The following is a 23,370-nucleotide window of genomic DNA, read 5'->3' on the forward strand; positions in this document are numbered from 1 at the left end:
TAAAAGTCCTTCAGAGTAGAATCTGGAGGATTTTTTGTAGATTACCTGTGAGATGTGATATACTATTCACATCTTTAAACTTATAAGTGGGAGACAAGGAGAAAGTTATGCCAGTAAATGAATACGGTCAGATGATTGGTGAATCTGTAGATGATACACCTGGAGTTTTGCCTTCACTTATACGGATAGAAGGGCGATATACGACTATAGAAGCTCTATCGGTGGAAAAGCATGCAGAGGATTTATTAGCTGTCTATGGCCCAGATAGTCCTCGTGAGATGTGGACCTACCTTTTTCAACCACCTGTGGCTAATCTAGAAGAGTTAATGGTAGCTTTAAAGCAGATGATTGAGCAAAAGGATCGCTTTTACTACGCGATTATCGATAAAGCGACTGGTAAAGCACTGGGTACTTTTTCGCTCATGCGTATTGACCAAGCCAATCGCACCATTGAAGTTGGCTCGGTGACTTTTTCTCCGGCTCTCAAACAGACCAGGATGGGAACAGAAGCTCACTGTTTGCTAGCCCGTTATGTCTTTGAAGAACTCAACTATCGACGCTATGAGTGGAAGTGCGACGCCCTCAATCTTCAATCTAGAAAAGCAGCAGAACGTTTGGGCTTTGTCTATGAAGGCACCTTCCGCCAAGCTGTTATCTATAAAGGTCGCACCAGAGATACGGATTGGTTGTCCATGATCGATAAGGACTGGCCACAAGTCAAAGCTCGTTTGGAAACATGGTTGGCTCCTAAAAACTTTGATAAAAATGGGCAGCAGATAAAATCGCTTAGGCAATGTTAGAAAGGTTCTACTATGATAAAATTTACAAAAGAATCCTCTGTTTCAATTGATGACGTTTTACATCTCTATCAGGCAGTTGGTTGGACAAACTATACCAATCAGCCACAGATGTTGGAGCAGGCCTTGTCTCATTCGCTAACGACTTATCTTGCGCGTGATGGTGAGGAAATCGTTGGTTTAATGCGTCTGGTTGGAGACGGTTTTTCATCCGTTTTTGTCCAGGATTTGATTGTTTTGCCTAGCTATCAGCGCCAAGGAATTGGTAGTAATTTGATGAAAGAAGCCTTAGCTGACTATAAGGATGCCTACCAAATACAACTAGCGACTGAACAGACAGAAAAAAACTTGGGTTTTTACCGTTCTCTGGGGTTTGAAACCTTATCTACTTATGATTGTACAGGAATGATTTGGGTGGATCGAAAAAAATTTAAATAATTCTTTTATCTTAAGTTAACTTTAAGTTTACTCATGTATCATGTAATCATTAAGTAAAGACCTCCTAACTTTATTTAATAGAAATCCTAAACTTTTCTTTTTCATAATAATCTCCCTAAAGAAGCCACCAAATCAGGTGGCTTTTTTTATGTTCAAATGCAGAAGTTTTAAGGTAGAATTGACCACATAATCATCCATTTCGACCACATAGCACCAAACTATATTTTTTCTTTTTCCTTTTTGTTAAACTGAAGGTGTAAAAAGGAGGAAGGAAATATGATTTTACAAGTAAAAGGCCTCACTAAGAACTATGGAGACTATACAGCAGTAAAAGATATAAATTTAGAGTTTAAAAAAGGAAGTTTTAACGCAATCTTAGGACCTAATGGGGCTGGCAAATCGACCACGATTTCAATGTTAATCGGACTTAAAAGAGCAACTAATGGTCAAATCATCTATGCGCCCAATACTCGGATTGGAGTTGTTTTTCAAGCAAGTGTATTGGATGAAAAGTTGACGGTCAAAGAAAACCTAGCCATTCGCGCTCAGCAGTATAAGGGGATTAAAGGTGGTCGTGTGGAAGATTTAATCAATCAACTAGGGTTGACTGCTTTTCAGAAACAACTTTATGGAACTTTATCAGGAGGACAGAAACGTCGAGTTGACATTGCTCGGGCTCTCCTAGCCAATCCCGATATTTTATTTCTAGATGAGCCTACGACTGGACTAGATATTCAGACTCGCAAATCCATTTGGGATTTATTGTATCGTCTACAAAGAGATGAAGGGATGACTATTATCTTAACGACTCATTATCTGGATGAAGCAGATGAGGCAGATCAACTTTATATTATAGATCATGGAAAGGTTATTGCCCAAGGTTCTGCTGCTGAAATTAAAAGTGAGTACGCTTCCAATCTTTTAAAAATTTGTTTTAAAGACAAGCAGGTGGAGAAATTCTTACCTAAAAATATGCCTGTGGAAAAGGAAAATGAGTTTGAGTATAGTCTTTATCCTAAGAGCCAATTGGAAGCTATTGATTATTTGACCCAAGTTCGTGAGAAGATTGCTAGCTTTGAATTTCGTCCAGGAACTATGGATGATGCCTTCATAGCCCTTACAGGAAGAGAGGTGCGCTAATGTTAGCTTTGTTAAAACGTGATTTTTTGTTGTATTTTCGTAATCGTTCAGGAGTCTTTTTCTCATTACTGGGAGCTTTGATTTCCTTTCTACTCTATATCATTTTTTTGCAGAAAAATCTGATGGATGCCTGGTCTCAACTTCCTGATAATAAGAGCCTTTTAAATAACTGGCTGATGGGTGGAACATTGGCTGTGACTGGGATTACAACCAGTTTTACAGCTTTGACCCAGATGGTACAAGATCGTGAAAATCAAGTGGATCAGGATCTCTTTTTGACAGATTTAGGGAGCTGGGGCTTGCAACTGTCTTATCTTATTAGTAGCCTTATCATTTCCTTTGTTATGCAAGCCTTTATGCTTGTTGTTATGAGCCTTTATTTTCAAGAAATTCCAGCTATGAGTAAGCTATTTGAAATAAGTTTAATCATGCTGCTGAGTAGTCTCCTTTCAACATTGGTAAATGTACTCTTGATTTATCATTTCCAGTCAGTAGATAGTCTGGGTAAATTGGCTACAATTGTAGGTACAGCTTCAGGATTTTTAGTGGGAACTTATGTACCAATGGGAATTCTTCCTAACTTCGCTAAAGTTCTCATGAAGTGCACACCGGCTACCTATCTTGCTTCTCTCTATAGACAGGTCTTAATGAAGGAGCAATTAGAAACTACATTTATGGGGAATAGTAGCTTATTAGAAGAGTTTCAAGAAAAATTAGGAATCCGGCTTAATTGGCAGAACCTTTTAACAAAGGAAGAAACATACTTAATAGTGGTGAGTATCTGCCTCCTAACTTTTCTGCTTTGGCTGGTAGTAGTTAAAATCTCTAGCAAAAAAATAAAATTTATAGGTTAAGCTAACTTTAAGTCTTCTACTGTATCATGTAATCATTAAGTAAAGACCTCCTAACTTTATTTAATAGAAATCCTAAACTTTTCTTTTTCATAATAATCTCCCTAAAGAAGCCACCAAATCAGGTGGCTTTTTTGTTTGTAGGCTGGATTTTTGCTATAATAGGAACATGAGTAGAATTTTAGATAATGAAATCATGGGTGATGAGGAGTTGGTAGAGCGTACCCTCCGTCCCCAATATTTACGTGAATATATCGGACAAGACAAGGTCAAGGATCAGCTTCAAATCTTTATCGAGGCAGCAAAAATGCGTGATGAGGCGCTAGATCATGTTCTTTTGTTTGGCCCTCCAGGTCTCGGGAAAACAACCATGGCTTTTGTCATTGCCAATGAATTGGGAGTCAATCTTAAGCAGACGTCTGGTCCTGTCATCGAAAAAGCAGGTGATTTGGTAGCGATTTTGAATGACTTGGAGCCAGGAGATGTTCTTTTTATTGATGAGATTCATCGCTTGCCCATGTCGGTAGAAGAGGTCCTTTACAGTGCCATGGAAGACTTCTACATTGACATCATGATTGGTGCAGGAGAAGCTAGCCGTAGTGTCCATCTAGATTTGCCACCTTTTACCTTGATTGGGGCAACGACACGAGCTGGGATGCTGTCCAATCCTCTTCGTGCCCGTTTTGGGATTACAGGTCACATGGAATATTACGAACATGCTGACTTGACAGAGATTGTCGAGCGGACGGCAGATATCTTTGAGATGGAAATCACTCATGAGGCGGCTTCCGAGTTAGCTTTACGCAGTCGTGGAACTCCTCGTATCGCCAATCGTCTCCTCAAGCGCGTGCGTGATTTTGCGCAGATTATGGGCGATGGCTTGATTGATGATGTGATTACGGATAAGGCCTTGACTATGCTGGATGTAGACCATGAAGGTTTGGACTATGTAGACCAGAAAATCCTTCGCACCATGATTGAGATGTACGGTGGGGGTCCTGTCGGTCTAGGAACTCTTTCGGTTAATATCGCTGAAGAGCGTGAGACGGTTGAGGATATGTACGAACCTTACCTGATCCAGAAAGGATTTATCATGCGAACTCGTTCAGGACGGGTCGCGACAGCCAAGGCTTATGAGCATTTGGGGTATGAATACATTGAAAAATAAGGCTGATATTTTAGACTCTTTCAGAGAAAATCCTGATATGATGGCTATTCTGACTATCATTCGTGACTTGGAGTTGAAAGATTCCTGGTTGGCGGCTGGTTCGGTTCGAAATTTTATCTGGAATCTCTTGTCAGATAAACCAGCTTTTGACCGTGAAACGGATGTGGACGTCATTTTCTTTGACCCAGAGGTGAGTTATGAAGAAACGCTGGCTATAGAAAGTAAGTTGAGAGAGGATTTTCCCCAGTATCAATGGGAGTTGAAAAATCAAGCCTATATGCATCAGCATAGTCCCCATACGGAACCGTATGTGAATTCCTGTGACGCTATGAGTAAATATCCCGAACGTTGTACGGCGATAGGACTTCGCTTGCAAGTTGACGCAACTTTAGAGCTCTTTGCGCCTTATGGTTTGGAGGATATTTTGAACTTTCAGGTTTCTCCAACTCCCCATTTTTTAGAAAATGACGACCGGATGAAGCTTTATCAACAGCGTTTATCTAAGAAAAACTGGCGAGAAAAATGGAAAAATCTCACATTTAAAAATACTTAAGGAAACTTTAAGATAGGAGCTGTATACTTATCTCATAAGTTAAGAAGACCTTAACTTATACTCCTAAAACTTTTTCATAATAATCTCCCTATAAAAAATTAAGTCGCCCAATCAGGCGGCTTTTTTTGTTCTAATTCTATGTTTTTTCATGATATAATAGCCCTATGAGATTAGATAAATTTTTAGTTGCCTGTGCTGTCGGGAGTCGGACCGAGGTAAAAAACTTTCTAAAGGCTGGGCGCGTGACGGTCAATGGCGAGAAAGAAAAATCTGCCAAGCTACAAATTGATGAAGAGACAGACGAGATTTGTTTTGACGGACAAAAGCTAGACTACGAGGAGTTTGTTTACTATATGATGAACAAGCCCCAGGGCGTTATCTCAGCGACTGAAGATCCTAAACACAAGACTGTTTTGGATTTGTTGGATGACTATGCACGTGCCAAGGAAGTTTTCCCGGTAGGGCGCTTGGATATCGATACGCATGGACTCTTGCTCTTGACCAATGATGGCAAGCTGGCTCATGCTCTTCTTTCACCAAAACGTCATGTGGATAAAACCTATCTAGCGCAAGTCAATGGAATCATGACGGATGAAGACATTGAGACATTTGCGCAAGGAATTCCGCTCAAGGACTTTACCTGTCAGCCTGCCAAACTGGAGCTTGTGTCTATTGATACGGAAAAGGATCAAAGCCTGGTCCGAGTGACCATTGCAGAAGGGAAATTTCACCAGGTCAAACGGATGGTGGCCTACTGTGGTAAAGAAGTTGTGGACTTGCAACGTTTAACCATGGGAACTTTGACCTTGGATGAGGATTTGAAAAGTGGAGAATGGCGTCGTTTAAGCAAGGAAGAGCTAGAAGGCTTGCTTAAAAGTGTTCAATAAACTGGATAATAGGAAAAGGTAGGGGAAATGTCCCTGCCTTTTTCAGTTTTTGGTTGCTTCCTTTGTGAAAAGAGTTATAATAGACAGTAAGAAAAAAGGAGGATTTTATGAACGCGATTCAAGAATCATTTACAGATAAATTATTTGCTAACTATGAAGCAAATGTAAAATACCAAGCTATCGAAAATGCTGCCAGTCACAATGGAATTTTTGCAGCCCTTGAGCGTCGTCAAAGCCATGTAGACAACACACCTGTTTTCTCACTTGACTTGACTAAGGACAAGGTCACTAACCAGAAAGCATCTGGCCGTTGCTGGATGTTTGCGGCACTTAATACTTTCCGCCACAAACTCATCTCTCAATACAAACTTGAAAACTTTGAATTGTCACAAGCCCACACCTTCTTCTGGGACAAGTATGAAAAATCTAATTGGTTCTTGGAGCAAGTGATTGCGACTGCTGACCAAGAATTGACAAGCCGCAAGGTTAGCTTCCTACTCCAAACTCCACAACAAGATGGTGGTCAGTGGGATATGGTAGTTTCTCTCTTTGAGAAATACGGTGTCGTTCCTAAGTCTGTTTATCCAGAGTCTGTTTCATCTAGTAGCAGCCGTGAGCTCAATGCAATCCTTAACAAATTGCTTCGTCAAGATGCTCAAATCTTGCGTGACCTCTTGGCTTCTGGCGCTGACCAAGCAACTGTTCAAGCCAAGAAAGAAGACCTCTTGCAAGAAATCTTTAACTTCCTTGCTATGTCATTGGGGCTCCCACCACGTCAATTTAACTTTGCTTATCGCGATAAGGATGACAACTACCAAAGCGAAAAAGGCATCACTCCACAAGAGTTTTACAAGAAATATGTTGACCTTCCACTAGAAGACTATGTTTCTGTGATCAATGCTCCAACTGCTGATAAACCATATGGCAAATCCTATACAGTTGAGATGTTGGGAAATGTTGTTGGTAGCCGTGCAGTTCGCTACATTAACGTACCGATGGAACGCTTGAAGGAATTGGCCATTGCCCAAATGCAAATAGGAGAAACTGTTTGGTTTGGTTCAGATGTCGGCCAGCTCAGCAACCGTAAAGCAGGAATCCTTGCGACAGATGTCTATGATTTTGAATCAAGTATGGATATTCAACTCACTCAAGACAAGGCTGGACGTTTGGACTACAGCGAAAGCTTGATGACCCACGCTATGGTCTTGACAGGTGTTGATTTGGATGAAAATGGTAAATCAACTAAGTGGAAAGTTGAAAACTCATGGGGAGACAAGGTCGGAACAGATGGTTACTTTGTTGCTTCAGATGCTTGGATGGACGAATATACTTACCAAATCGTTGTCCGTAAAGAATTACTGACAGCAGAAGAACGAGCTGCTTATGAAGCAGAACCAATCGTCCTTGCACCATGGGATCCAATGGGTGCCTTGGCAGAATAAATGAGATATAAAAAGAATGTTTCTATAATTTTTAGGGTTGGTGGAAATTTTCCACCAACCCTATTTTAGTGTATACAAAAAGGCCAACATCCATTATATTAAAAGCGCCTAAACCTAAAACAAAAGAATGATGACCATATGAACAATATACTAGAAGCTACACTACAAATCAAAGATAAAAACATTATTTGGGATAATAATGTTCAAGAGAAGATATTAAAAAATAGAAAATCTTTATTTTATTCAGCTACATATACGCATAAACCAGAATTTTGTGCCGTTTGTGGGTGCGTTAGCCAAAATAACAATATAGTTAAAAACGGGACGAAAACTTCTCGTATCACTCTCTGTTCTGTTTCAGGCCTTCCAGCCTACTTAAATCTACGAAATCAGAGATTTCTCTGTAGAGAATGTGGTTCTTCATTTACTGCAGATACTAGTCGAATTGTAGAAAAATACTGTCATATCTCGAAACGATTAAAAAATGAAATTAAGGCAAAAATAAGTGAAACAGTATCTGAAACATATATTGCCAAAGAAACAAATGTTTCAATTCATACCGTTAGACGTATCATAGATGATACAGCACGATTATTAACGATTAAACCATTACATGATTTACCCGAGCATTTGTGTTTTGATGAATTTAAATCTGTTAAATCTTCCGATAGTAATATGAGCTTCATTATTTGTGATAGCACTACACACAAGTTGGTCGATGTTGTACGAGATAGAAAATCTTACAGTTTGAAACAATATTTTTATCGTTTTGAGCCTAAGACTAGATTAAAGGTGAAAACTATCTCCATCGATATGTACTTGCCATACATTCAATTAATAAAAGAAATGTTTCTTAACGCAAAAATTATCATTGATCCTTTTCACATTGTACAAGCCTTGAATAGAGAACTAAATCGAACTCGGGTACGTATCATGAATCAGCATCGTTATAAAAATCCTAAATTATATCGAAAGTTAAAACATTATTGGAAGTTAATTTTAAAGAACCCTAATGAACTTCAGAACTATAAATATAATCGTTATAAGCTTTTTGAAAGCTTCATAACAAGTAAAGGAATCGTAGATTATATCTTAGAAAACAATCCATCTCTAAAAAATGATTATGAGGTTGTACATTCACCTCGTGAATGTATACAGGATAGAGATTATATAGAATTCAAGGAAACGATTGAAGCAGCTACGCAATTAGACCTATCTCCTGGTTTAAAAAGAGTATTAAAGACTCTTATGACTTACTTGCCATATATTCAAAATACTTGTGAGTATCCAACTAGAACAAAAGGCCCTATTGAAGGAATAAACAATAAAATAAAAGTGCTTAAAAGAAATGCCTACGGCTTTAGAAACTATTACTATTTTAGAAATAGGATTATTTTAATAACAAAAATGTTTGGCCCAAAACAAAAAGGAATTAAGCAACAATTAGTTGCTTAATCCCTTCCTAAATTTCTTCATCAACACTATTTGACAAAGAGCCCTTTTTTAGTGCTCAAAATAGCACTCAATTTTAAATGGATTTGGTGTTCAAAAAATATAATCAAATGCAACAAACTAATTTCATTTTTAATAGGCACAATTAATTTTAGAAGATAGTACGAAAAAATATTGACTGTTTTCTTTAGAATGTGTAAAATTTAGATAGATTATTTAAAGTGAGGTTTTTTTATCTTGTCTATATTAAAGAAGAAATTTAATAAGTTTAGTGTTCTATTGAATCTGGTATTAATAGCTATTATAGCTATTGGAGTGCTATTTTTCTTACCTAAGGAACATAAATCAGAAGTCAAATCGTCAATTAATATCGAAAGTATTGAAAAAGTGAATGAAGTTGTATTTTTGAATGCGGGAATTAATGAAATTATTTCTGAAACAAAAACAACTCAAGTTTTTGGGTTTGATGTGCCGTTCTCTAAAAAAGCAGCATTAGTAATTTTAAATTATAACGCTAAATTTGGAATTAAAAGTAGTGTAAAGGTTGAACAAATAAGCGAAAAAGAATATAAGGTTATTGTTCCAAAATTGGAAGTAATTGGTGTTGAACTTTCAAAAGATGATCCTTATGATTTATATGATAGTCATGGAGAGTTATTAAGTGGGACTACAGAAGATGTTGATACTGGGAAATTGGTCACAAACCAACTTTCTAGTGATAAACAAGCAGAGTATTTAGATAAATTTAAGAGTGAAATTAAAGAATCTGCAATCAATTATTATAAAACAATATTTTCTTCAATGGATTCTGAAGTAAAAGTAACTATAGAATTTACAGAATAATTTTTGAAATACAAAACCCTGACCATCTCTGGTCAGGGTTTTGTGTGGTTCTATAATTTTTAGGGTTGATGGAAATTTTCCACCAACCCTATTTTAGTGTATACAAAAAGGCCAACATCCATTATATTAAAAGCGCCTAAACCTAAAACAAAAGGATGATGACCATATGAACAATATACTAGAAGCTATACTACAAATCAAAGATGCACACAATGAAGGTGTTACATTCCATTTCTTAGAGAATATTAAAGAAGTATTGCGTGATGAGAGTGGGAAAGTAACTGGTGTAAAGGTTATTACAATGGAACTTGGTGAATCAGATGAAAGTGGAAGAAGATTAACGCATGAAGTGGCAGGTAGTGAACATATTATTCCATGTGATCTTGTCGTTGCAGCAATTGAACAAAAGTAGACTTTAGTGTTCTAGATGAAAGGTAAAAATTTGACTTTCGGTCAACATCAGAATACATTAGAAATAAATAATAACAGGTGATGCATATTTAGGTCCTCAATCTATCGCAACCGCAATTAAAGACGGGCGAGAAGTTGCGACAGAAGTACATGAATCGTTTAAAGAAAACATATAAATAACTTGTGGTGCCTTTCGTTTTTTACTGGGAAAATTAAGGAACTATAGTTATAAATACTTAAAGATATTAATATATTAACATGCGTATATTTATAGGAAGATTAAATAGAAATATTTGATATTAGCAAGAATATCTACATCTTATAACATATAGGTATTAATATATTCATAAAATATTAGGAGGAGAAATAATGAACAAGAAACTATTATCAGGCTTATGTGCAGCAGTACTCTTATCAGGTTTAGTAGGATGCGGACCTAAGGAGTCAAAACAAAATACCACAACAAGTACTTCTACAATAGAAACAAAAAATACCACAACAAATAACTCTGAAGTAACAGAGAAGAACTTCAAAGACTTCCCGGATACAGATGAAAAGTACTTCACATATGAAGAGTGGCAAGAAGGATACGCAATCTATAGTTGTACTTCTGACGACAAGGTTGTTCGTGTACCAAAAACCATTAATGGTAAACCTGTTATAGCGATTGCACAGCGTGGTATGGCAAATCTTGAAAAATGTGAAGCAATCGTCTTACCAGATACAGTAAGATATGTTGGAGAGTCATCTTTTGGTCAAGATAAAGCATTGAAGTACATTTATTTAGGAACATCATTAGAAACTGTTGATGATCACGCATTTTTAGGAGCAAGTTCTCTAGAGTCTGTTGTATTTCCAGAAGGAACAAAATCAATTGGTCAATTGGTATTTTCAGACACACCATCAATCAAATCGATCACAATACCTGAAAGTGTAATTGAAATAACAGACTTATTTTACTTCCCAGAAAATTCAAATAAGAATGTAGAAATCCATACACCTAAGGGATCAAAGGCAGAAGAGGCTGCCAATAGTTTAGGACTCAAAGTAGTAAATGACTAAAGGGGAATAGTATGAACAAGAAACTACTATCAGGCTTAGGGACTGACCCCAAAAAGTGAGAATTTAATAAAAACACCCTAGGGCTACCGTCTTCGGTATTCAACCGGAGACAGGTAGTCCAATTTTTGTTGGATTCTTTTTTCATTAGGTTCTTCATCAACACTATTTGACAAAGAGCCAAAAGAATCAGGTGATAAACCTGATTCTTTTTTTGTTTGTACATTCTCGCCGAGATTACATGATACCGAAGAAACGAGCTGCGATACCAACTGCAAAGAGGGCAAGGATGATTGTGATTGGAGATACTTTTTTCTTAAGCAACCACATGCAAAGGAAAGTAAGGAGAAGTCCCATCAATCCTGGAATCAATGAGTCCAACTGACCTTGAAGCGTTTGTGGTTGAACGCTATCTAGGCTCATACCACTAAGCGCTTGACCAAGAATGCCCTTCAATTCTCCACCAGTAACAGCACCTTCTGGGAAGTTGATGTAGGCACCTTCTGACAATTGTTTGCCTGGAAGGTTGATAGTGAAGTTGATGGATACCCAACGTTGTACAAGAACGGCAAGGATGAACATACCAAGGATAGATGCACCCTTAGTGATGTCTTTCAAGATACCACCTGACATGTCTTTAGTGATTTCAGATCCAGCTTTGTAACCAAACTCTTGTGTATACCAAAGGAATGACATACGGATTGCATTCCATCCAAAGAAGAAGAGAAGTGGTCCAACGATGTTACCAGTTGCAGCAAGTGATGCACCAAGGGCACCAAGGATCGGACGAACTGTAAACCAGAAGACTGGGTCACCGATACCAGCAAGAGGTCCCATCATACCGATCTTAACACCTTGGATAGCAGCGTCATCGATTTCAGTACCGTTTGCGCGTTCTTCTTCAAGTGCAAGAGTAACCCCCATGATTGGAGCAGCTACGTATGGGTGAGTGTTGAAGAATTCAAGGTGACGCTCAAGAGCAGCTGCTTGATCTTCTTTTTTAGTGTAAAGTTTCTTGATAGCTGGGATCAAAGAGTAAGCCCAACCCAAGTTTTGCATACGTTCGTAGTTCCAAGAACCTTGAAGGAATTGTGAACGCCACCAAACTTTTTGGCGATCTGATTTTGATAATTGAATTTTTTCAGCCATGATTGTTCCCCTTTCTAGTAGTCTTCTAGGATATCACCGATTGGATCGTTAGAAGTTGCAGCTCCTCCGCCACCGTTTCCACCTTGTTTAGAAAGGTTGAGGTAGATGAAGGCAAGGGCAACACCGATGACACCAAGGGCAATCAAAGTCAATTGAGAAATTGCTGCAAGAGCAAAACCGATAGCGAAGAATGGCCATACTTCACGAGTAGCCATCATGTTGATAACCAAAGCGTAACCAACGGCAACGACCATGGCACCACCGACAGCCATACCACCGTTCAACCAGTCTGGCATCAATTTAAGAGCATCTTGAACAGCAGAAGCAGGGATAGCAATAAGGAAGGCTGCAGGAATCGCAATACGTAGACCTTGAAGAACAAGGGCAAAGTAGTGAGCGCGTTCAACAGCTGCAATATTTCCTTCTTTAGCAGCAGCGTCAGCAGTGTGAACCAAACCAACTGAGATTGTACGAACAATCATAGTCAAGAAAAGTCCAGCTACGGCAAGAGGGATTGCAGTTGCAGTTGCGACTGCGATACCTTCAGTAGTAAAGTTACCACCTTTAATCATGATGATTGCAGCAGCAACAGAAGCAAGAGCAGCGTCAGGAGCTACGGCAGCTCCGATGTTTGCCCAACCAAGAGCGATCATTTGAAGTGATCCACCAAGCATAACCCCAGCTTCGAGGTTACCAGTTACAAGCCCGATAAGGGTACATGCTACGATTGGTTGATGGAATTGGAATTGGTCGAGGATACCTTCAAGACCTGCGAAGAAGGCAACAACTACAACCAAGATAGCAGAAATGATTGAAATATCTGACATGGTTTTATTCCTTTTCTATTTAATGTAAATTATTGAACGTTAGCTTTGCTAATCAAGTCAAACAAATCTTTTTTCGTGTCGTTTGGTACTTTACGTACGTCAAATTCAACACCAAGGTCACGCATTTTTTCAAATGTAGCAACGTCGTCTTTGTCCATTGACAATACGTTGTTGACCATTGTTTTACCAGTTGAGTGAGCCATAGATCCTACGTTAAGAGTCTTGATTGGTACACCACCTTCGATAGCACGGAGGGCATCTTGTGGTGTTTCAAACAAGATAAGGGCATGTGTTTCACCAAAGCGAGGATCTTTAGCAACCTCAATCAATTTTTGGATTGGAACAACGTTAGCCTTCACTCCGTTAGGAGCTGCTTGTTTGATCAATTCTTTACGAAGGTCATCTTTAGCAACGTTATCTGAAGCAACGATGATACGATCTGCTTTTGAATCTGGAGTCCAAGCAGTGGCAACCTGACCGTGAAGGAGACGTGTGTCAAGACGTGCAAGGTTGATTTTCAATTTACCGTCTCCGATAACAGTTCCTTCTGGAATAGCAGCTTGGGCTACAGGAGCAGTTGCAGCACTTGCAACTTCCTCAGCTGGGTTTAGCTCTTCTGGAAGAGCCTTGATGCCATCTTTGGCTTCTTTAATGATGTTCGCAGCAACTTTAGCCACTCCGGCATTAGCGTCCATCAGACGTTCGGTGTAGGCTTGGATTAACATCGGCAAGTTAAGTCCTGTGATGATGGCAAATTTACGCTCAGGATTTTCTCCCATTACGCGGCTAGCTTGGTTAAATGGAGAACCACTCCAAAGGTCAGCCAAGACTAGAACCTCATCTTCTGCGTCAAATGCAGCCACAGCATTGTTGAATTTTGCGTATAAATCATCTGGACCTTCGTTTGGCATAAAGGTTACAACTTGAACCTTTTCTTGTTCACCAAAGATCATAGATCCTGACTGATGAATACCCGCGGCAAATTCACCGTGACTCGCAATAATGATTCCGATACTCATTATTGTCATTCCTCCTTATAAAATGTTTGACTTGTAGTTTAAGAAAACTTTAAGACTAACTAAGTATAAACCGTTTTCATAAAAAAATCAACAAATTAAATTAAATTATACAAAAATTATAGGAGCAATGATTTTTAAAGATATTGATATATCAACATTTTTAGAAGAGGTTTTAAAAGCAAACATGTAAAATTTAATATAAATTCCAAATCTGCCCTTATTTTGTAAAAAGTTTGTTTTCGACAAGATTATCTCCGATTTTTGGTATAATAGAGAGTGATTTATTTTCTAGTATGAGAAGTTAGAGTGAGAGGTATGTATGTCCCCTTCAATTCAGTTATTAAAAGACCGCTATTTAAAAAATATCAAAGAAAATCCAGATCTCTATATCGGTATTGAGTTGGAGTTTCCTATTGTTCATACGAAAGGCCAACCTACAGATATTGAAGTCAGCAAGGACTTGCTGCGCTTTTTGGTGGATGCTCTCAGTTTGGAAGTTGAAAAGGTAGACCAGGAGGGCAATCCGATTCAACTTGTAGAACCGATGAGTCAAGATCGGATTTTGTTTGAAGTTTCTTACACGACCTTGGAGTTTGCCTTTGGTAGGGCTCAGAATATCCAAGAGGTTGAAGGACGTTTTCAGGCCTATATGAAGGTAATCCAAGAAAAGCTAGGCGAAAAGAATCATGCTATCCAGGGTTGGGGGATTCACCCAAACTGGAATCAAAATGACAATCGACCTGTGGCTTATCCACGCTATCAGATGCTGATGGATTATCTGAGTATGGGGAGTCACCAAGAAAGTGCGCATTTACATGACTTTCCACAATACGGAGCCTTCATCTGCGGGAGTCAAGTCCAGTTGGATGTTTCGACCGATAACTACCTACGTGTCATCAATGCTTTCACACAGATAGAGGCAGCCAAAGCGTACCTGTTTGCCAATTCTGAGTTTTCTGGAGCGGACTGGGACACCCAGATTTCACGAGATATTTTTTGGGAAGACTCTATGCATGGGATTTATCCAGAGAATGTTGGTGTCAATTCAAAACTATTTCAAAATGAGGATGATTTCTTTGATTATTTAGACCATTCTGCGATTTTCACAGCAGAACGAGATGGAGAAACCTATTATTTTTCTCCGATTCAAGCTAGAGATTACCTAGCTACTGATGAGATTCCTGCTTATACTCTAAATGGGAAAGAAACTCTTCTTGTTCCTCTAGAAAAGGATTTCCAAACGCACCGTAGCTACCAGTTTCAAGACTTGACAACAAGAGGCACAGTTGAATTTCGGAGTGTTTGTACACAGTCGCTAGACCGCACCTTTGCTTCAGCAGCCTTTCATCTAGGTTTGTTGGTGGATCTTGACAAGCTTGAAGCCTACCTAGAAACAGCTCCTTTCTTTGAAAGTTTTGGTCGTGACTACAAGTCTTTGAGAAGACAATTTTCTAAGAAACACCTCACAGATGAAGAAACAGCTGGGATTGTCCAGTTCTCCAAAGACTTGCTAGCGATAGCAGAGCAAGGACTTGAGATGAGAGGTCAGAGTGAAACGACTTATTTAGAACCTTTGAAAGAAGAATTGGACGTATAATTTTCTTATAACGGAAGAATTTTCTGAAAAATCATGTTATAATGAATGAGACTATAGATAAAGGATAGAGATTTATGACATTAGTTTATCAATCAACGCGTGATGCGAACAATACCGTAACAGCCAGCCAAGCGATTTTGCAGGGCTTGGCAACAGATGGAGGCTTGTTTACTCCAGTTAGCTATCCAAAGGTGGACTTGGATTTTGACACAATGAAAGACGCTTCTTACCAAGAAGTAGCCAAGCTTGTCTTGTCAGCCTTCTTGGATGACTTTACAGCAGAAGAGTTGGACTACTGTATCACCAACGCCTATGACAGCAAGTTTGATACACCAGCAATTGCCCCTCTTGTCAAACTTGATGGCCAATACAACTTGGAACTTTTCCATGGTTCAACCATTGCCTTCAAGGATATGGCCTTGTCTATCTTGCCCTACTTTATGACAACAGCTGCTAAGAAACACGGCTTGGAAAACAAGATTGTCATCTTGACAGCGACGTCTGGAGACACTGGTAAAGCTGCTATGGCAGGATTCGCGGATGTTCCTGGAACTGAAATCATCGTTTTTTATCCAAAAGACGGTGTCAGCAAGGTACAAGAGTTGCAAATGACCACTCAAACGGGCGAAAATACCCATGTTATCGCTATTGATGGAAACTTTGACGATGCTCAAACAAACGTAAAACATATGTTCAATGATGTGGCTCTTCGTGAGAAATTGGCAGCCAACAAGCTCCAGTTTTCATCAGCTAACTCTATGAATATCGGTCGTTTGGTCCCACAGATTGTCTATTATGTGTATGCCTACGCTCAGCTTGTTAAAACTGGTGAGATTAAGGCTGGTGACAAGGTTAACTTCACCGTACCGACAGGAAACTTTGGAAATATCTTGGCTGCCTTTTACGCCAAACAAATCGGCCTACCAGTCGGTAAGCTAATCTGTGCTTCAAATGACAACAATGTTTTGACAGACTTCTTCAAAACTCGTGTTTATGACAAGAAGCGTGAGTTTAAGGTAACTACTAGCCCATCTATGGATATCTTGGTCTCTTCAAACTTGGAGCGTCTCATTTTCCATCTTTTGGGAAATGATGCGGTTAAGACAGCTGAACTTATGAATGCTTTGAACACTCAAGGTCAGTATGAGTTGACTAATTTTGATGCAGAGATTCTGGATCTCTTTGCAGCTGAGTATGCGACGGAAGCAGAAACCGTAGCAGAAATTAAGCGTGTTTATGAGTCAGATGCTTATATTGAGGACCCTCATACAGCAGTTGCTTCGGCCGTATATAAAAAATACCAAGCGGCGACAGGCGATGTGGCTAAGACCGTGATTGCATCAACAGCTAGTCCATATAAATTCCCAGTAGTTGCAGTAGAAGCTGTAACAGGGAAATCAGGTTTGAGCGACTTTGAGGCCTTGACTCAGTTGCACGAAATTTCAGGAGTGGCAGTGCCACCAGCAGTTGATGGCCTTGAAACAGCTCCAGTTCGTCACAAGACAACTGTTGCAGCGGCAGATATGCAGGCGGCAGTAGAATCTTATTTAGGACTTTAAAACAGAGGAAGTAAACTCGGTTGGGAAACTAACTGAGTTTCTTTTCATCAGGAGGAAGGATTGTTTAAGAAAAATAAGGATATTCTCAACATAGCTTTACCTGCCATGGGTGAAAATTTCTTGCAGATGCTCATGGGGATGGTAGATAGCTACTTGGTAGCTAATCTGGGGTTGATCGCCATTTCGGGTGTGTCTGTAGCTGGAAATATTATCACCATTTATCAGGCTATTTTTATTGCCTTGGGAGCAGCAATTTCTAGTGTTATATCAAAAAGTTTGGGACAGAAAGATCAGTCTAGACTAGCCTACCATGTGACAGAAGCTCTCAAGATAACCTTGCTATTGAGTTTAATTTTAGGTGGCTTGTCCATCTTTGCAGGTCAAGAGATGATTGGTCTTTTGGGTACTGAAGCGCCTGTGGCTAAGAGTGGTGGACTATACCTAGCTTTGGTCGGTGGGACAATCGTCCTCTTGGGCTTGATGACTAGTCTGGGAGCCTTGATTCGCGCCACCCACAATCCTCGACTTCCCCTTTATGTGAGTTTTTTATCCAATGCTTTAAACATCCTATTTTCAAGTGTCGCCATTTTTATCCTTGATATGGGGATAGCTGGTGTAGCTTGGGGGACTATTTTGTCTCGTTTGGTCGGGGTTGTGATTTTGTGGTCACAATTAAAACTTCCATATACGAGACCAAATTTTGGACTGGACAAAGACTTGCTGACTTTGGCTTTACCTGCAGCGGGAGAACGTCTCATGATGCGAGCTGGAGATGTGGTCATTATTGCCTTAGTTGTTTCTTTCGGAACTGAGGCAGTCGCAGGAAATGCAATCGGTGAAGTCTTGACCCAGTTTAACTATATGCCAGCCTTTGGTGTCGCTACAGCAACAGTCATGCAGGTAGCTCGAGCAGTTGGAGAAGATGATTGGGCAAGGGTAGACAACTTAAGTAAGCAAACTTTTTGGCTTTCCCTCTTTCTTATGTTGCCCTTAACACTTAGTATCTATGCTCTCGGAACGCCCCTAAGTCACCTCTATACTAGTGATCCTGTGGCTATTGAAGCTAGTGTTATGGTGACGCTGTTCTCTCTACTAGGGACTCCTATGACGACGGGAACAGTCATTTATACAGCTGTCTGGCAGGGTTTGGGAAATGCACGCCTCCCCTTTTATGCGACAAGTATCGGAATGTGGTGTATCCGTATCGGAACAGGGTATCTGATGGGAATTGTTCTTGGTTGGGGCTTGCCTGGTATTTGGGCAGGAACGCTTTTGGATAATGGTTTTCGCTGGATTTTCCTGCACTATCGTTATAAGCAATATATCTCTTTGAAAGGATGACATATGAAAAAAATTGGATTTATCTGGGATTTAGATGGGACCTTGTTGGACTCTTATGAAGCTATTTTAGCAGGAATCGAAGAGACTTTTGCCCAGTTTGACATTCCTTATGATAAGGCTGAGGTTCGTGCCTTTATTCTACAAACTTCCGTTCAAGATCTGTTGGAAAAGGCGGGAGAAGAAAGAGGCTTGGATGCAGATATGCTCAATCAGGTTCGTGCTCAGAGCTTGGCTGAGAAGAATGCTCAAGTGGTTCTGATGCCAGGGGCGCGTGAAATCTTAGCTTGGGCAGACCAGCAAGGTATTGAGCAGTTTGTTTATACCCATAAAGGGGACAATGCTTTTACAATTTTGGAGAATTTGGGTTTGGCCCACTATTTCACAGAAATTTTAACCAATCAAAGTGGCTTTGCTCGGAAGCCTAGTCCAGAAGCTGCGATTTATCTTTTAGATAAGTATGGATTAAATCCTCAGCAGACTTATTATATCGGCGATCGGACTTTGGATATAGAATTTGCCCAAAATAGTGGGATTCAGAGTATCAATTTTCTTGCCTCACCTACAGCTTGTAATCAACAGATAGAGCGTTTAGAAGATATTAGCTCACTTTCTTTCTAGAACTTTCTTTAAGAAGAATGTGTCAGCCTGATGACAAGAAACTAACAAACTATTTCAAGTAATGTGATTTGTTACAACGAATGTACAGTTCTGTTAAATAGCCCCAAAAGGGCTTTTTTTCTATTTTCTTTGTGTTATGATAGACAGGTACTACATTTGAAAAGGAGTTTGATAGTATGAAGAAAAGAATTATTTTAGCATCAACAGTAGCCTTGTCCTTTGCCCCTGTATTGGCAACTCAAGCAGAAGAACTAGTATGGACAGCGCGCAGTGTTGAGCAAATTCAAAACGATGTTACTAAGAATGAGAATAAAACAAGCTATACGATTCAGTATGGAGATACTCTAAGTACCATTGCCGAAGCTTTGGGAGTGGATGTGACCGTTCTTGCTAACTTGAACAAGATCAGCAATATTGATCTGATTTTCCCTGAGACAGTGCTTACTACAACTGTTAATGATGAGGAAGAAGTGACGGAAGTTGAAATCCAAACCCCTGACACAGCTCAGGCAGGTGAAGGCACAACTGCAAGAGCAGATTTGACAACCAACCAAGTCACTGTAGATGACCAAACTGTACAGGTTGAAGATTTAACTCAACCAGTTGAAGAAACAGAGGCTCAAGTTGAGGCAGTAACACCACAAGTGACTGAAGAAGCAGTAGCAGAAACTACAACAGAAGCCTCAGTACCAGTAGCAGAACCTGTTACAGAAACTACGGCAGAAGTTTCAGCACCAGCAGAAGAAGCAGTAGCAGAAACACCTGTAGTGGAAGAAACCACTACAACAGAAGCCCTTGTTACAGAAACTGTAGCAGAGACTCAATCAACACCATCAACTTACCAAGCTGAAGCAAGCCAAGGTTCATCAGCGACTTATGCAGCACCAGCAGCACCTGATTATGCAAGTATTGCAGCTTCAAAATCAGAAAATGCAGGTCTACAACCACAAACGGCTGCCTTTAAAGAAGAAATTGCTAACTTGTTTGGTATCACATCATTTAGCGGCTACCGTCCTGGAGATAGCGGAGACCACGGGAAAGGCCTTGCAATTGACTTTATGGTTCCAGTAAGCTCAGCTCTTGGAGACCAAATTGCAGATTATGCTATCCAAAATATGGCTAGCCGTGGCATTAGCTACATCATCTGGAAACAACGTTTCTACGCACCATACCCAAGTAAATATGGACCTGCTTACACTTGGAATCCAATGCCAGACCGTGGTAGTATCACAGAAAACCACTATGACCACGTCCACGTATCTATGAATTAAGAATAATAAGAAGCTATACATTTAAAATGTGTAGCTTCTTTTTGTGTAAAATAGTATTGATAAGTGAAATAAAATCTAAAACATGTTAGAATGTAAGCGGATACAAAACTATACTAACGCTTTTAAGCATAGAGAGAAAGGATGAAAAGAATGACAAATCGATTAAAAACTCCATTTGAGAAAACAAGAGATGATTTTGAACAGGAATTTACTGGAGAAATTGTTGAGCTCTTGATTTTTACCCTCCAAAATGTAAATGGGGCTGCTTCTTTAAAAAATGGTTGTAAAATGCCGTCCGTTCATTTTAAAGCTAGTGTCAATGTTGAAACTCAGGACTTCTCTGAACGGGAGGGACGTTTGGAATGGCTCCTGACCCCAGAAGAATTTGAAGAAAAGCATTGGGGCTTTAGTTTTGAACCCTACAAAATTCATCGTATCAAATGTCAAAAACGCCCCTTCATGGAGCTAGAGCCATATATGTCAGAAGTAGCTAATAACTGCTACCACTTGCTGGAATACCTAGATGACCAATCCTCAGACTCTAGGTTAGAGACCTTGATTGAAACCTATCAAAAACCGGTCATCATTCAAGACGATATTGGCGAATTCACCTTAAACAGAGCCTATTCTTGGTTTGAAGGATTTATCACTTACGAGGGTGGTAAGATTCATGCTATCTTTGCTGCGAGTGCAGATGAAAGTCTCCCTCCAAGTTCTTTTGATGATCTAAAGAAATTTATGGGAACTTTCCAAGTTCAAGATACTCGGATTAAAGACTATATTGTCAAAGAACTGTGGGAAACAGCTCAAGACTGGATAGATTCAGATGAAAATGATGTGGAGTTAACAGAAGAGTATTTTACCAACTCACTTTCCTTGAGTGAACTATCGATCAACGAAGATGGAGAATTGACCCTCTACTATGATGATCGTGAAGAAATTTTTGCAGGCCATGCCATCGAAGTTGTCATTGATAAAGAGGGAGAAATCCTTCGAGCAGATTTGGTAGGTTAGTGCTGGATTTTATCTAGAATATAGAAATAATAGCCTTTTGGGATTGAAACCAAGAGGCTATTTTTCGTGAGTAAGCAAAATAGTTGCGTTTTTAATCTTTCTGTAATATACTTGATAAGTCAATAGTTGATAAATCAAGTTTACGCAGGGAGGTAGAAATGAAAGAAATTAACGACTTACTGTACCAGCTCCATTTAACAGATCAGACCATCACTCAACTTTTTGAGAAACAATTGGGAATTAGTTTGACCCGCTATCAAATCCTGCAGTTTTTACTGCAGCAGTCACCCTGCAACCAGATTGCCGTTCAGGAGAAGTTAGAGATTGACCCTGCAGCCTTGACCCGTCATTTTAAGATACTAGAGTCAGAGGGCTATGTCAGTCGCAATCGGAATCCAGTCAATCAGCGAGAAGTCTTAGTTGAATTAACCCAAGAAGCCAAGAATCAACTCTTGGTTAATCCTCCTCAACGTCACCTGAAGGTGAAGGAACAGATGGAGAGTATCTTATCGACAGCCGAGCAGAAAGAGCTAACAACCTTACTGACGAAACTAGTGTCAGGTTTAGAAAAAATAGAATTTTAAGGAGAACACGATGTCAATCATTACTACTATTTTAGCAACCCTTGTTGCTCTAGAGCATTTTTATATCTTTTATTTGGAAAGTATCGCAACCCAATCAGATGCAACCAGCCGAGTCTTTAATATGGACAAGGAAGAGTTGACTCGCCCCTCTGTCACCTCACTGTTTAAAAACCAAGGAATTTATAATGCCTTGATTGGGGTATTTCTTATTTATGGAATTTATTTCTCACATAGCTTAGAAATCGTAACAATCTTTGTGTTGTTTGTCGTAGGAGCAGCGACTTATGGTGCCTTAACAGCAGATAAAAAAATCATTCTAAAGCAAGGCGGACCAGCAATCCTAGCACTCTTGAGTATCCTTTTCTTGAGATAAAAATAACCAGCACTTTCTATTGAAGGTGCTGGTTTTAATCATTCACATTAAACTTTTCTCCGCTTGATTTCGAGTAATCTTTGATAGAAGAAGAATTGACTACTATAGATATAAGGGAAAGAAGGGATGCTCGCAATTCCAAAGCTGATCCAGATAAGAAGATACCATGGTAGGAGTTGTAAATCAAGTACGAAGCGTTGGAACTTATAGCCTTTCATAAGGAAGCGACTAGTTTTGAGTACGCGACTTGGCTTGGCAATTCCGATTGCAAGGGTGTCACATAAAAGTAGTTCAACTTGGGAATAGGCATAATATTGTGGAAGATAGATAATGGTTCCCAAAATCATTACTAGGACGCTACCAAAGAAATAGAGAGCAAAAGTAAGTAGGAAGTGTTCGATATCTGGATTTGTCACGTCGACAGATGGAAATTCGGGATGAAGTTCCACAAATTTACGAGCCATAGCGCTGCTATAAAAGAGCAAATAGACTCCAAAAAGATTAGGGATGCTCCATAAAAAGAGATAGAAACGCTTGAGTAAGAGCGTTAGAAATGTCTGGGTAAAGAAGCGGTTGTCAAGCAAGGACAGGCTATCTTTAAAGGAAAGCTCTATCTCAGAAATTCTGTAAAGATTAATCGTGGTAAAGAGAGCACCAGCTAGGATGATGGAACTTGTAAATCCAACGGCTATCGGAAAGAGAGCAGACTGGATTGTAATCCCTAGAAAACTCAAGAAGGACTGTTCAAGAATGCCTTCATCAAGTAGGGATAAAGGTCTGATAAAGCTCGATAGAATCAAGAGAATACTTGGTAATAAAAAGACAAGCAGCAAGCGAGGGTGCTCGGCTTGAAATTGTCTAGCCTGCTCGCGAACTTCTTTTAAATTAATTTTTGGATACTTCATTCTTTCATTATACCATAGTTCGTGACAGTTCCTATTTTTTTGATAGAATCATACAGTATGCCCCTGGGCGCA

General features: G+C 39.5%; 24 protein-coding genes. 20 read left to right on the plus strand and 4 right to left on the minus strand.

Annotation, left to right across the window (positions count from 1 at the left end):
* Positions 1-107: 107 nt before the first annotated feature.
* From SPAR10_RS02930 to SPAR10_RS02985, 12 genes are all read left to right on the plus strand, one after another.
* A complete protein-coding gene (locus SPAR10_RS02930) occupies positions 108-800 on the plus strand; it encodes a GNAT family N-acetyltransferase (RefSeq protein WP_004250624.1) in 693 nt (230 codons plus the stop codon).
* A 12-nt stretch (positions 801-812) separates the two neighbouring features.
* Positions 813-1,235 (plus strand): GNAT family N-acetyltransferase, encoded by a 423-nt coding sequence (locus tag SPAR10_RS02935; protein ID WP_004250626.1) that lies wholly within the window; start codon positions 813-815, stop codon positions 1,233-1,235.
* Positions 1,236-1,511: 276 nt separating this feature from the next.
* Entirely contained in the window at positions 1,512-2,375 is an 864-nt protein-coding gene (locus SPAR10_RS02940; RefSeq protein ID WP_004250628.1) for an ABC transporter ATP-binding protein, read from the plus strand.
* Entirely contained in the window at positions 2,375-3,229 is an 855-nt protein-coding gene (locus SPAR10_RS02945) for an ABC transporter permease (RefSeq protein WP_004250630.1), read from the plus strand. Before SPAR10_RS02940 ends, SPAR10_RS02945 begins: the two co-directional genes overlap by 1 nt.
* Before the next feature lie 166 nt (positions 3,230-3,395).
* Entirely contained in the window at positions 3,396-4,394 is a 999-nt protein-coding gene (gene ruvB / locus SPAR10_RS02950) for a Holliday junction branch migration DNA helicase RuvB (protein WP_004250631.1), read from the plus strand.
* On the plus strand, positions 4,375-4,947 hold the full coding sequence (locus tag SPAR10_RS02955; RefSeq protein ID WP_004250632.1) for a nucleotidyltransferase family protein: 573 nt from the start codon (positions 4,375-4,377) through the stop codon (positions 4,945-4,947). Before ruvB ends, SPAR10_RS02955 begins: the two co-directional genes overlap by 20 nt.
* Before the next feature lie 164 nt (positions 4,948-5,111).
* Positions 5,112-5,834 carry a pseudouridine synthase gene (locus tag SPAR10_RS02960; protein WP_004250633.1) on the plus strand — a complete coding sequence of 241 codons (723 nt, stop codon included), beginning with the start codon at positions 5,112-5,114 and terminating at the stop codon, positions 5,832-5,834.
* Positions 5,835-5,941: 107 nt separating this feature from the next.
* The gene (pepC, locus tag SPAR10_RS02965) at positions 5,942-7,276 is read left to right on the plus strand and encodes an aminopeptidase C (RefSeq protein WP_004250638.1); all 1,335 of its coding nucleotides are present in this window, start codon (positions 5,942-5,944) and stop codon (positions 7,274-7,276) included.
* A 138-nt stretch (positions 7,277-7,414) separates the two neighbouring features.
* Positions 7,415-8,731 carry an ISL3 family transposase gene (locus tag SPAR10_RS02970; RefSeq protein ID WP_004250640.1) on the plus strand — a complete coding sequence of 439 codons (1,317 nt, stop codon included), beginning with the start codon at positions 7,415-7,417 and terminating at the stop codon, positions 8,729-8,731.
* A gap of 234 nt (positions 8,732-8,965) precedes the next feature.
* Positions 8,966-9,571, plus strand: coding sequence for a DUF4230 domain-containing protein (locus SPAR10_RS02975; protein ID WP_004250641.1), 606 nt, complete (start codon positions 8,966-8,968; stop codon positions 9,569-9,571).
* A gap of 166 nt (positions 9,572-9,737) precedes the next feature.
* The gene (locus SPAR10_RS02980) at positions 9,738-9,983 is read left to right on the plus strand and encodes a hypothetical protein (RefSeq protein WP_004250643.1); all 246 of its coding nucleotides are present in this window, start codon (positions 9,738-9,740) and stop codon (positions 9,981-9,983) included.
* A gap of 368 nt (positions 9,984-10,351) precedes the next feature.
* The gene (locus SPAR10_RS02985; protein ID WP_004250645.1) at positions 10,352-11,044 is read left to right on the plus strand and encodes a leucine-rich repeat domain-containing protein; all 693 of its coding nucleotides are present in this window, start codon (positions 10,352-10,354) and stop codon (positions 11,042-11,044) included.
* Positions 11,045-11,278: 234 nt separating this feature from the next.
* Here the strand turns inward: SPAR10_RS02985 and SPAR10_RS02990 are convergent, their stop codons facing one another.
* The 3 genes from SPAR10_RS02990 to SPAR10_RS03000 are packed head-to-tail and all read right to left on the minus strand — an operon-like array spanning position 11,279 to position 14,036.
* A complete protein-coding gene (locus SPAR10_RS02990; protein ID WP_004250646.1) occupies positions 11,279-12,190 on the minus strand; it encodes a PTS system mannose/fructose/sorbose family transporter subunit IID in 912 nt (303 codons plus the stop codon).
* A gap of 14 nt (positions 12,191-12,204) precedes the next feature.
* Positions 12,205-13,017: a PTS mannose/fructose/sorbose transporter subunit IIC gene (locus SPAR10_RS02995; protein ID WP_004250648.1), complete on the minus strand. Its 813-nt coding sequence runs from the start codon at positions 13,015-13,017 to the stop codon at positions 12,205-12,207.
* Between the two features lie 29 nt (positions 13,018-13,046).
* Complete coding sequence (locus SPAR10_RS03000) at positions 13,047-14,036, minus strand: PTS sugar transporter subunit IIB (protein WP_004250650.1); 990 nt, start codon at positions 14,034-14,036, stop codon at positions 13,047-13,049.
* Positions 14,037-14,355: 319 nt separating this feature from the next.
* On the opposite strand from SPAR10_RS03000, the gene SPAR10_RS03005 reads away from it, so the two are divergent.
* From SPAR10_RS03005 to SPAR10_RS03040, 8 genes are all read left to right on the plus strand, one after another.
* Complete coding sequence (locus tag SPAR10_RS03005) at positions 14,356-15,633, plus strand: hypothetical protein (protein ID WP_004250651.1); 1,278 nt, start codon at positions 14,356-14,358, stop codon at positions 15,631-15,633.
* 74 nt (positions 15,634-15,707) lie between these two features.
* Positions 15,708-17,192, plus strand: coding sequence for a threonine synthase (thrC, locus tag SPAR10_RS03010; protein WP_004250652.1), 1,485 nt, complete (start codon positions 15,708-15,710; stop codon positions 17,190-17,192).
* Positions 17,193-17,252: 60 nt separating this feature from the next.
* A complete protein-coding gene (locus SPAR10_RS03015) occupies positions 17,253-18,533 on the plus strand; it encodes an MATE family efflux transporter (RefSeq protein WP_004250654.1) in 1,281 nt (426 codons plus the stop codon).
* A 3-nt stretch (positions 18,534-18,536) separates the two neighbouring features.
* A complete protein-coding gene (locus SPAR10_RS03020; RefSeq protein ID WP_004250655.1) occupies positions 18,537-19,151 on the plus strand; it encodes an HAD-IA family hydrolase in 615 nt (204 codons plus the stop codon).
* Between the two features lie 176 nt (positions 19,152-19,327).
* Positions 19,328-20,422: a LysM peptidoglycan-binding domain-containing protein gene (locus SPAR10_RS03025; protein WP_004250657.1), complete on the plus strand. Its 1,095-nt coding sequence runs from the start codon at positions 19,328-19,330 to the stop codon at positions 20,420-20,422.
* A gap of 150 nt (positions 20,423-20,572) precedes the next feature.
* On the plus strand, positions 20,573-21,436 hold the full coding sequence (locus SPAR10_RS03030) for a DUF2262 domain-containing protein (protein ID WP_004250659.1): 864 nt from the start codon (positions 20,573-20,575) through the stop codon (positions 21,434-21,436).
* Positions 21,437-21,594: 158 nt separating this feature from the next.
* Entirely contained in the window at positions 21,595-22,020 is a 426-nt protein-coding gene (locus SPAR10_RS03035; RefSeq protein ID WP_004250660.1) for a MarR family winged helix-turn-helix transcriptional regulator, read from the plus strand.
* Positions 22,021-22,030: 10 nt separating this feature from the next.
* A complete protein-coding gene (locus tag SPAR10_RS03040; protein WP_004250661.1) occupies positions 22,031-22,393 on the plus strand; it encodes a DUF1304 domain-containing protein in 363 nt (120 codons plus the stop codon).
* A gap of 47 nt (positions 22,394-22,440) precedes the next feature.
* On the opposite strand, the gene SPAR10_RS03045 is transcribed toward SPAR10_RS03040, so the two are convergent.
* On the minus strand, positions 22,441-23,298 hold the full coding sequence (locus tag SPAR10_RS03045) for a DUF975 family protein (protein WP_004250662.1): 858 nt from the start codon (positions 23,296-23,298) through the stop codon (positions 22,441-22,443).
* Positions 23,299-23,370: the final 72 nt, after the last annotated feature.

The organism is Streptococcus infantis SPAR10 (assembly GCF_000279535.1).
GTDB classification, from domain to species: domain Bacteria; phylum Bacillota; class Bacilli; order Lactobacillales; family Streptococcaceae; genus Streptococcus; species Streptococcus infantis_I.

Excerpts from the sequence above, each read along its gene's own strand:
- SPAR10_RS02940 (WP_004250628.1), top strand. The coding sequence starts at position 1,512 with ATGATTTTACAAGTAAAAGGCCTCACTAAGAACTATGGAGACTATACA.
- ruvB (WP_004250631.1), top strand. The coding sequence starts at position 3,396 with ATGAGTAGAATTTTAGATAATGAAATCATGGGTGATGAGGAGTTGGTA.
- SPAR10_RS02985 (WP_004250645.1), top strand. The coding sequence starts at position 10,352 with ATGAACAAGAAACTATTATCAGGCTTATGTGCAGCAGTACTCTTATCA.
- SPAR10_RS02970 (WP_004250640.1), top strand. The coding sequence starts at position 7,415 with ATGAACAATATACTAGAAGCTACACTACAAATCAAAGATAAAAACATT.
- SPAR10_RS02930 (WP_004250624.1), top strand. The coding sequence starts at position 108 with ATGCCAGTAAATGAATACGGTCAGATGATTGGTGAATCTGTAGATGAT.
- SPAR10_RS03020 (WP_004250655.1), top strand. The coding sequence starts at position 18,537 with ATGAAAAAAATTGGATTTATCTGGGATTTAGATGGGACCTTGTTGGAC.
- SPAR10_RS02955 (WP_004250632.1), top strand. The coding sequence starts at position 4,375 with ATGAATACATTGAAAAATAAGGCTGATATTTTAGACTCTTTCAGAGAA.
- SPAR10_RS03025 (WP_004250657.1), top strand. The coding sequence starts at position 19,328 with ATGAAGAAAAGAATTATTTTAGCATCAACAGTAGCCTTGTCCTTTGCC.
- SPAR10_RS02990 (WP_004250646.1), bottom strand. The coding sequence starts at position 12,190 with ATGGCTGAAAAAATTCAATTATCAAAATCAGATCGCCAAAAAGTTTGG.
- SPAR10_RS02960 (WP_004250633.1), top strand. The coding sequence starts at position 5,112 with ATGAGATTAGATAAATTTTTAGTTGCCTGTGCTGTCGGGAGTCGGACC.
- SPAR10_RS03045 (WP_004250662.1), bottom strand. The coding sequence starts at position 23,298 with ATGAAGTATCCAAAAATTAATTTAAAAGAAGTTCGCGAGCAGGCTAGA.
- SPAR10_RS02995 (WP_004250648.1), bottom strand. The coding sequence starts at position 13,017 with ATGTCAGATATTTCAATCATTTCTGCTATCTTGGTTGTAGTTGTTGCC.
- SPAR10_RS03030 (WP_004250659.1), top strand. The coding sequence starts at position 20,573 with ATGACAAATCGATTAAAAACTCCATTTGAGAAAACAAGAGATGATTTT.
- SPAR10_RS02945 (WP_004250630.1), top strand. The coding sequence starts at position 2,375 with ATGTTAGCTTTGTTAAAACGTGATTTTTTGTTGTATTTTCGTAATCGT.
- SPAR10_RS03000 (WP_004250650.1), bottom strand. The coding sequence starts at position 14,036 with ATGAGTATCGGAATCATTATTGCGAGTCACGGTGAATTTGCCGCGGGT.
- thrC (WP_004250652.1), top strand. The coding sequence starts at position 15,708 with ATGACATTAGTTTATCAATCAACGCGTGATGCGAACAATACCGTAACA.
- pepC (WP_004250638.1), top strand. The coding sequence starts at position 5,942 with ATGAACGCGATTCAAGAATCATTTACAGATAAATTATTTGCTAACTAT.
- SPAR10_RS02980 (WP_004250643.1), top strand. The coding sequence starts at position 9,738 with ATGAACAATATACTAGAAGCTATACTACAAATCAAAGATGCACACAAT.
- SPAR10_RS03040 (WP_004250661.1), top strand. The coding sequence starts at position 22,031 with ATGTCAATCATTACTACTATTTTAGCAACCCTTGTTGCTCTAGAGCAT.
- SPAR10_RS03005 (WP_004250651.1), top strand. The coding sequence starts at position 14,356 with ATGTCCCCTTCAATTCAGTTATTAAAAGACCGCTATTTAAAAAATATC.
- SPAR10_RS03035 (WP_004250660.1), top strand. The coding sequence starts at position 21,595 with ATGAAAGAAATTAACGACTTACTGTACCAGCTCCATTTAACAGATCAG.
- SPAR10_RS02935 (WP_004250626.1), top strand. The coding sequence starts at position 813 with ATGATAAAATTTACAAAAGAATCCTCTGTTTCAATTGATGACGTTTTA.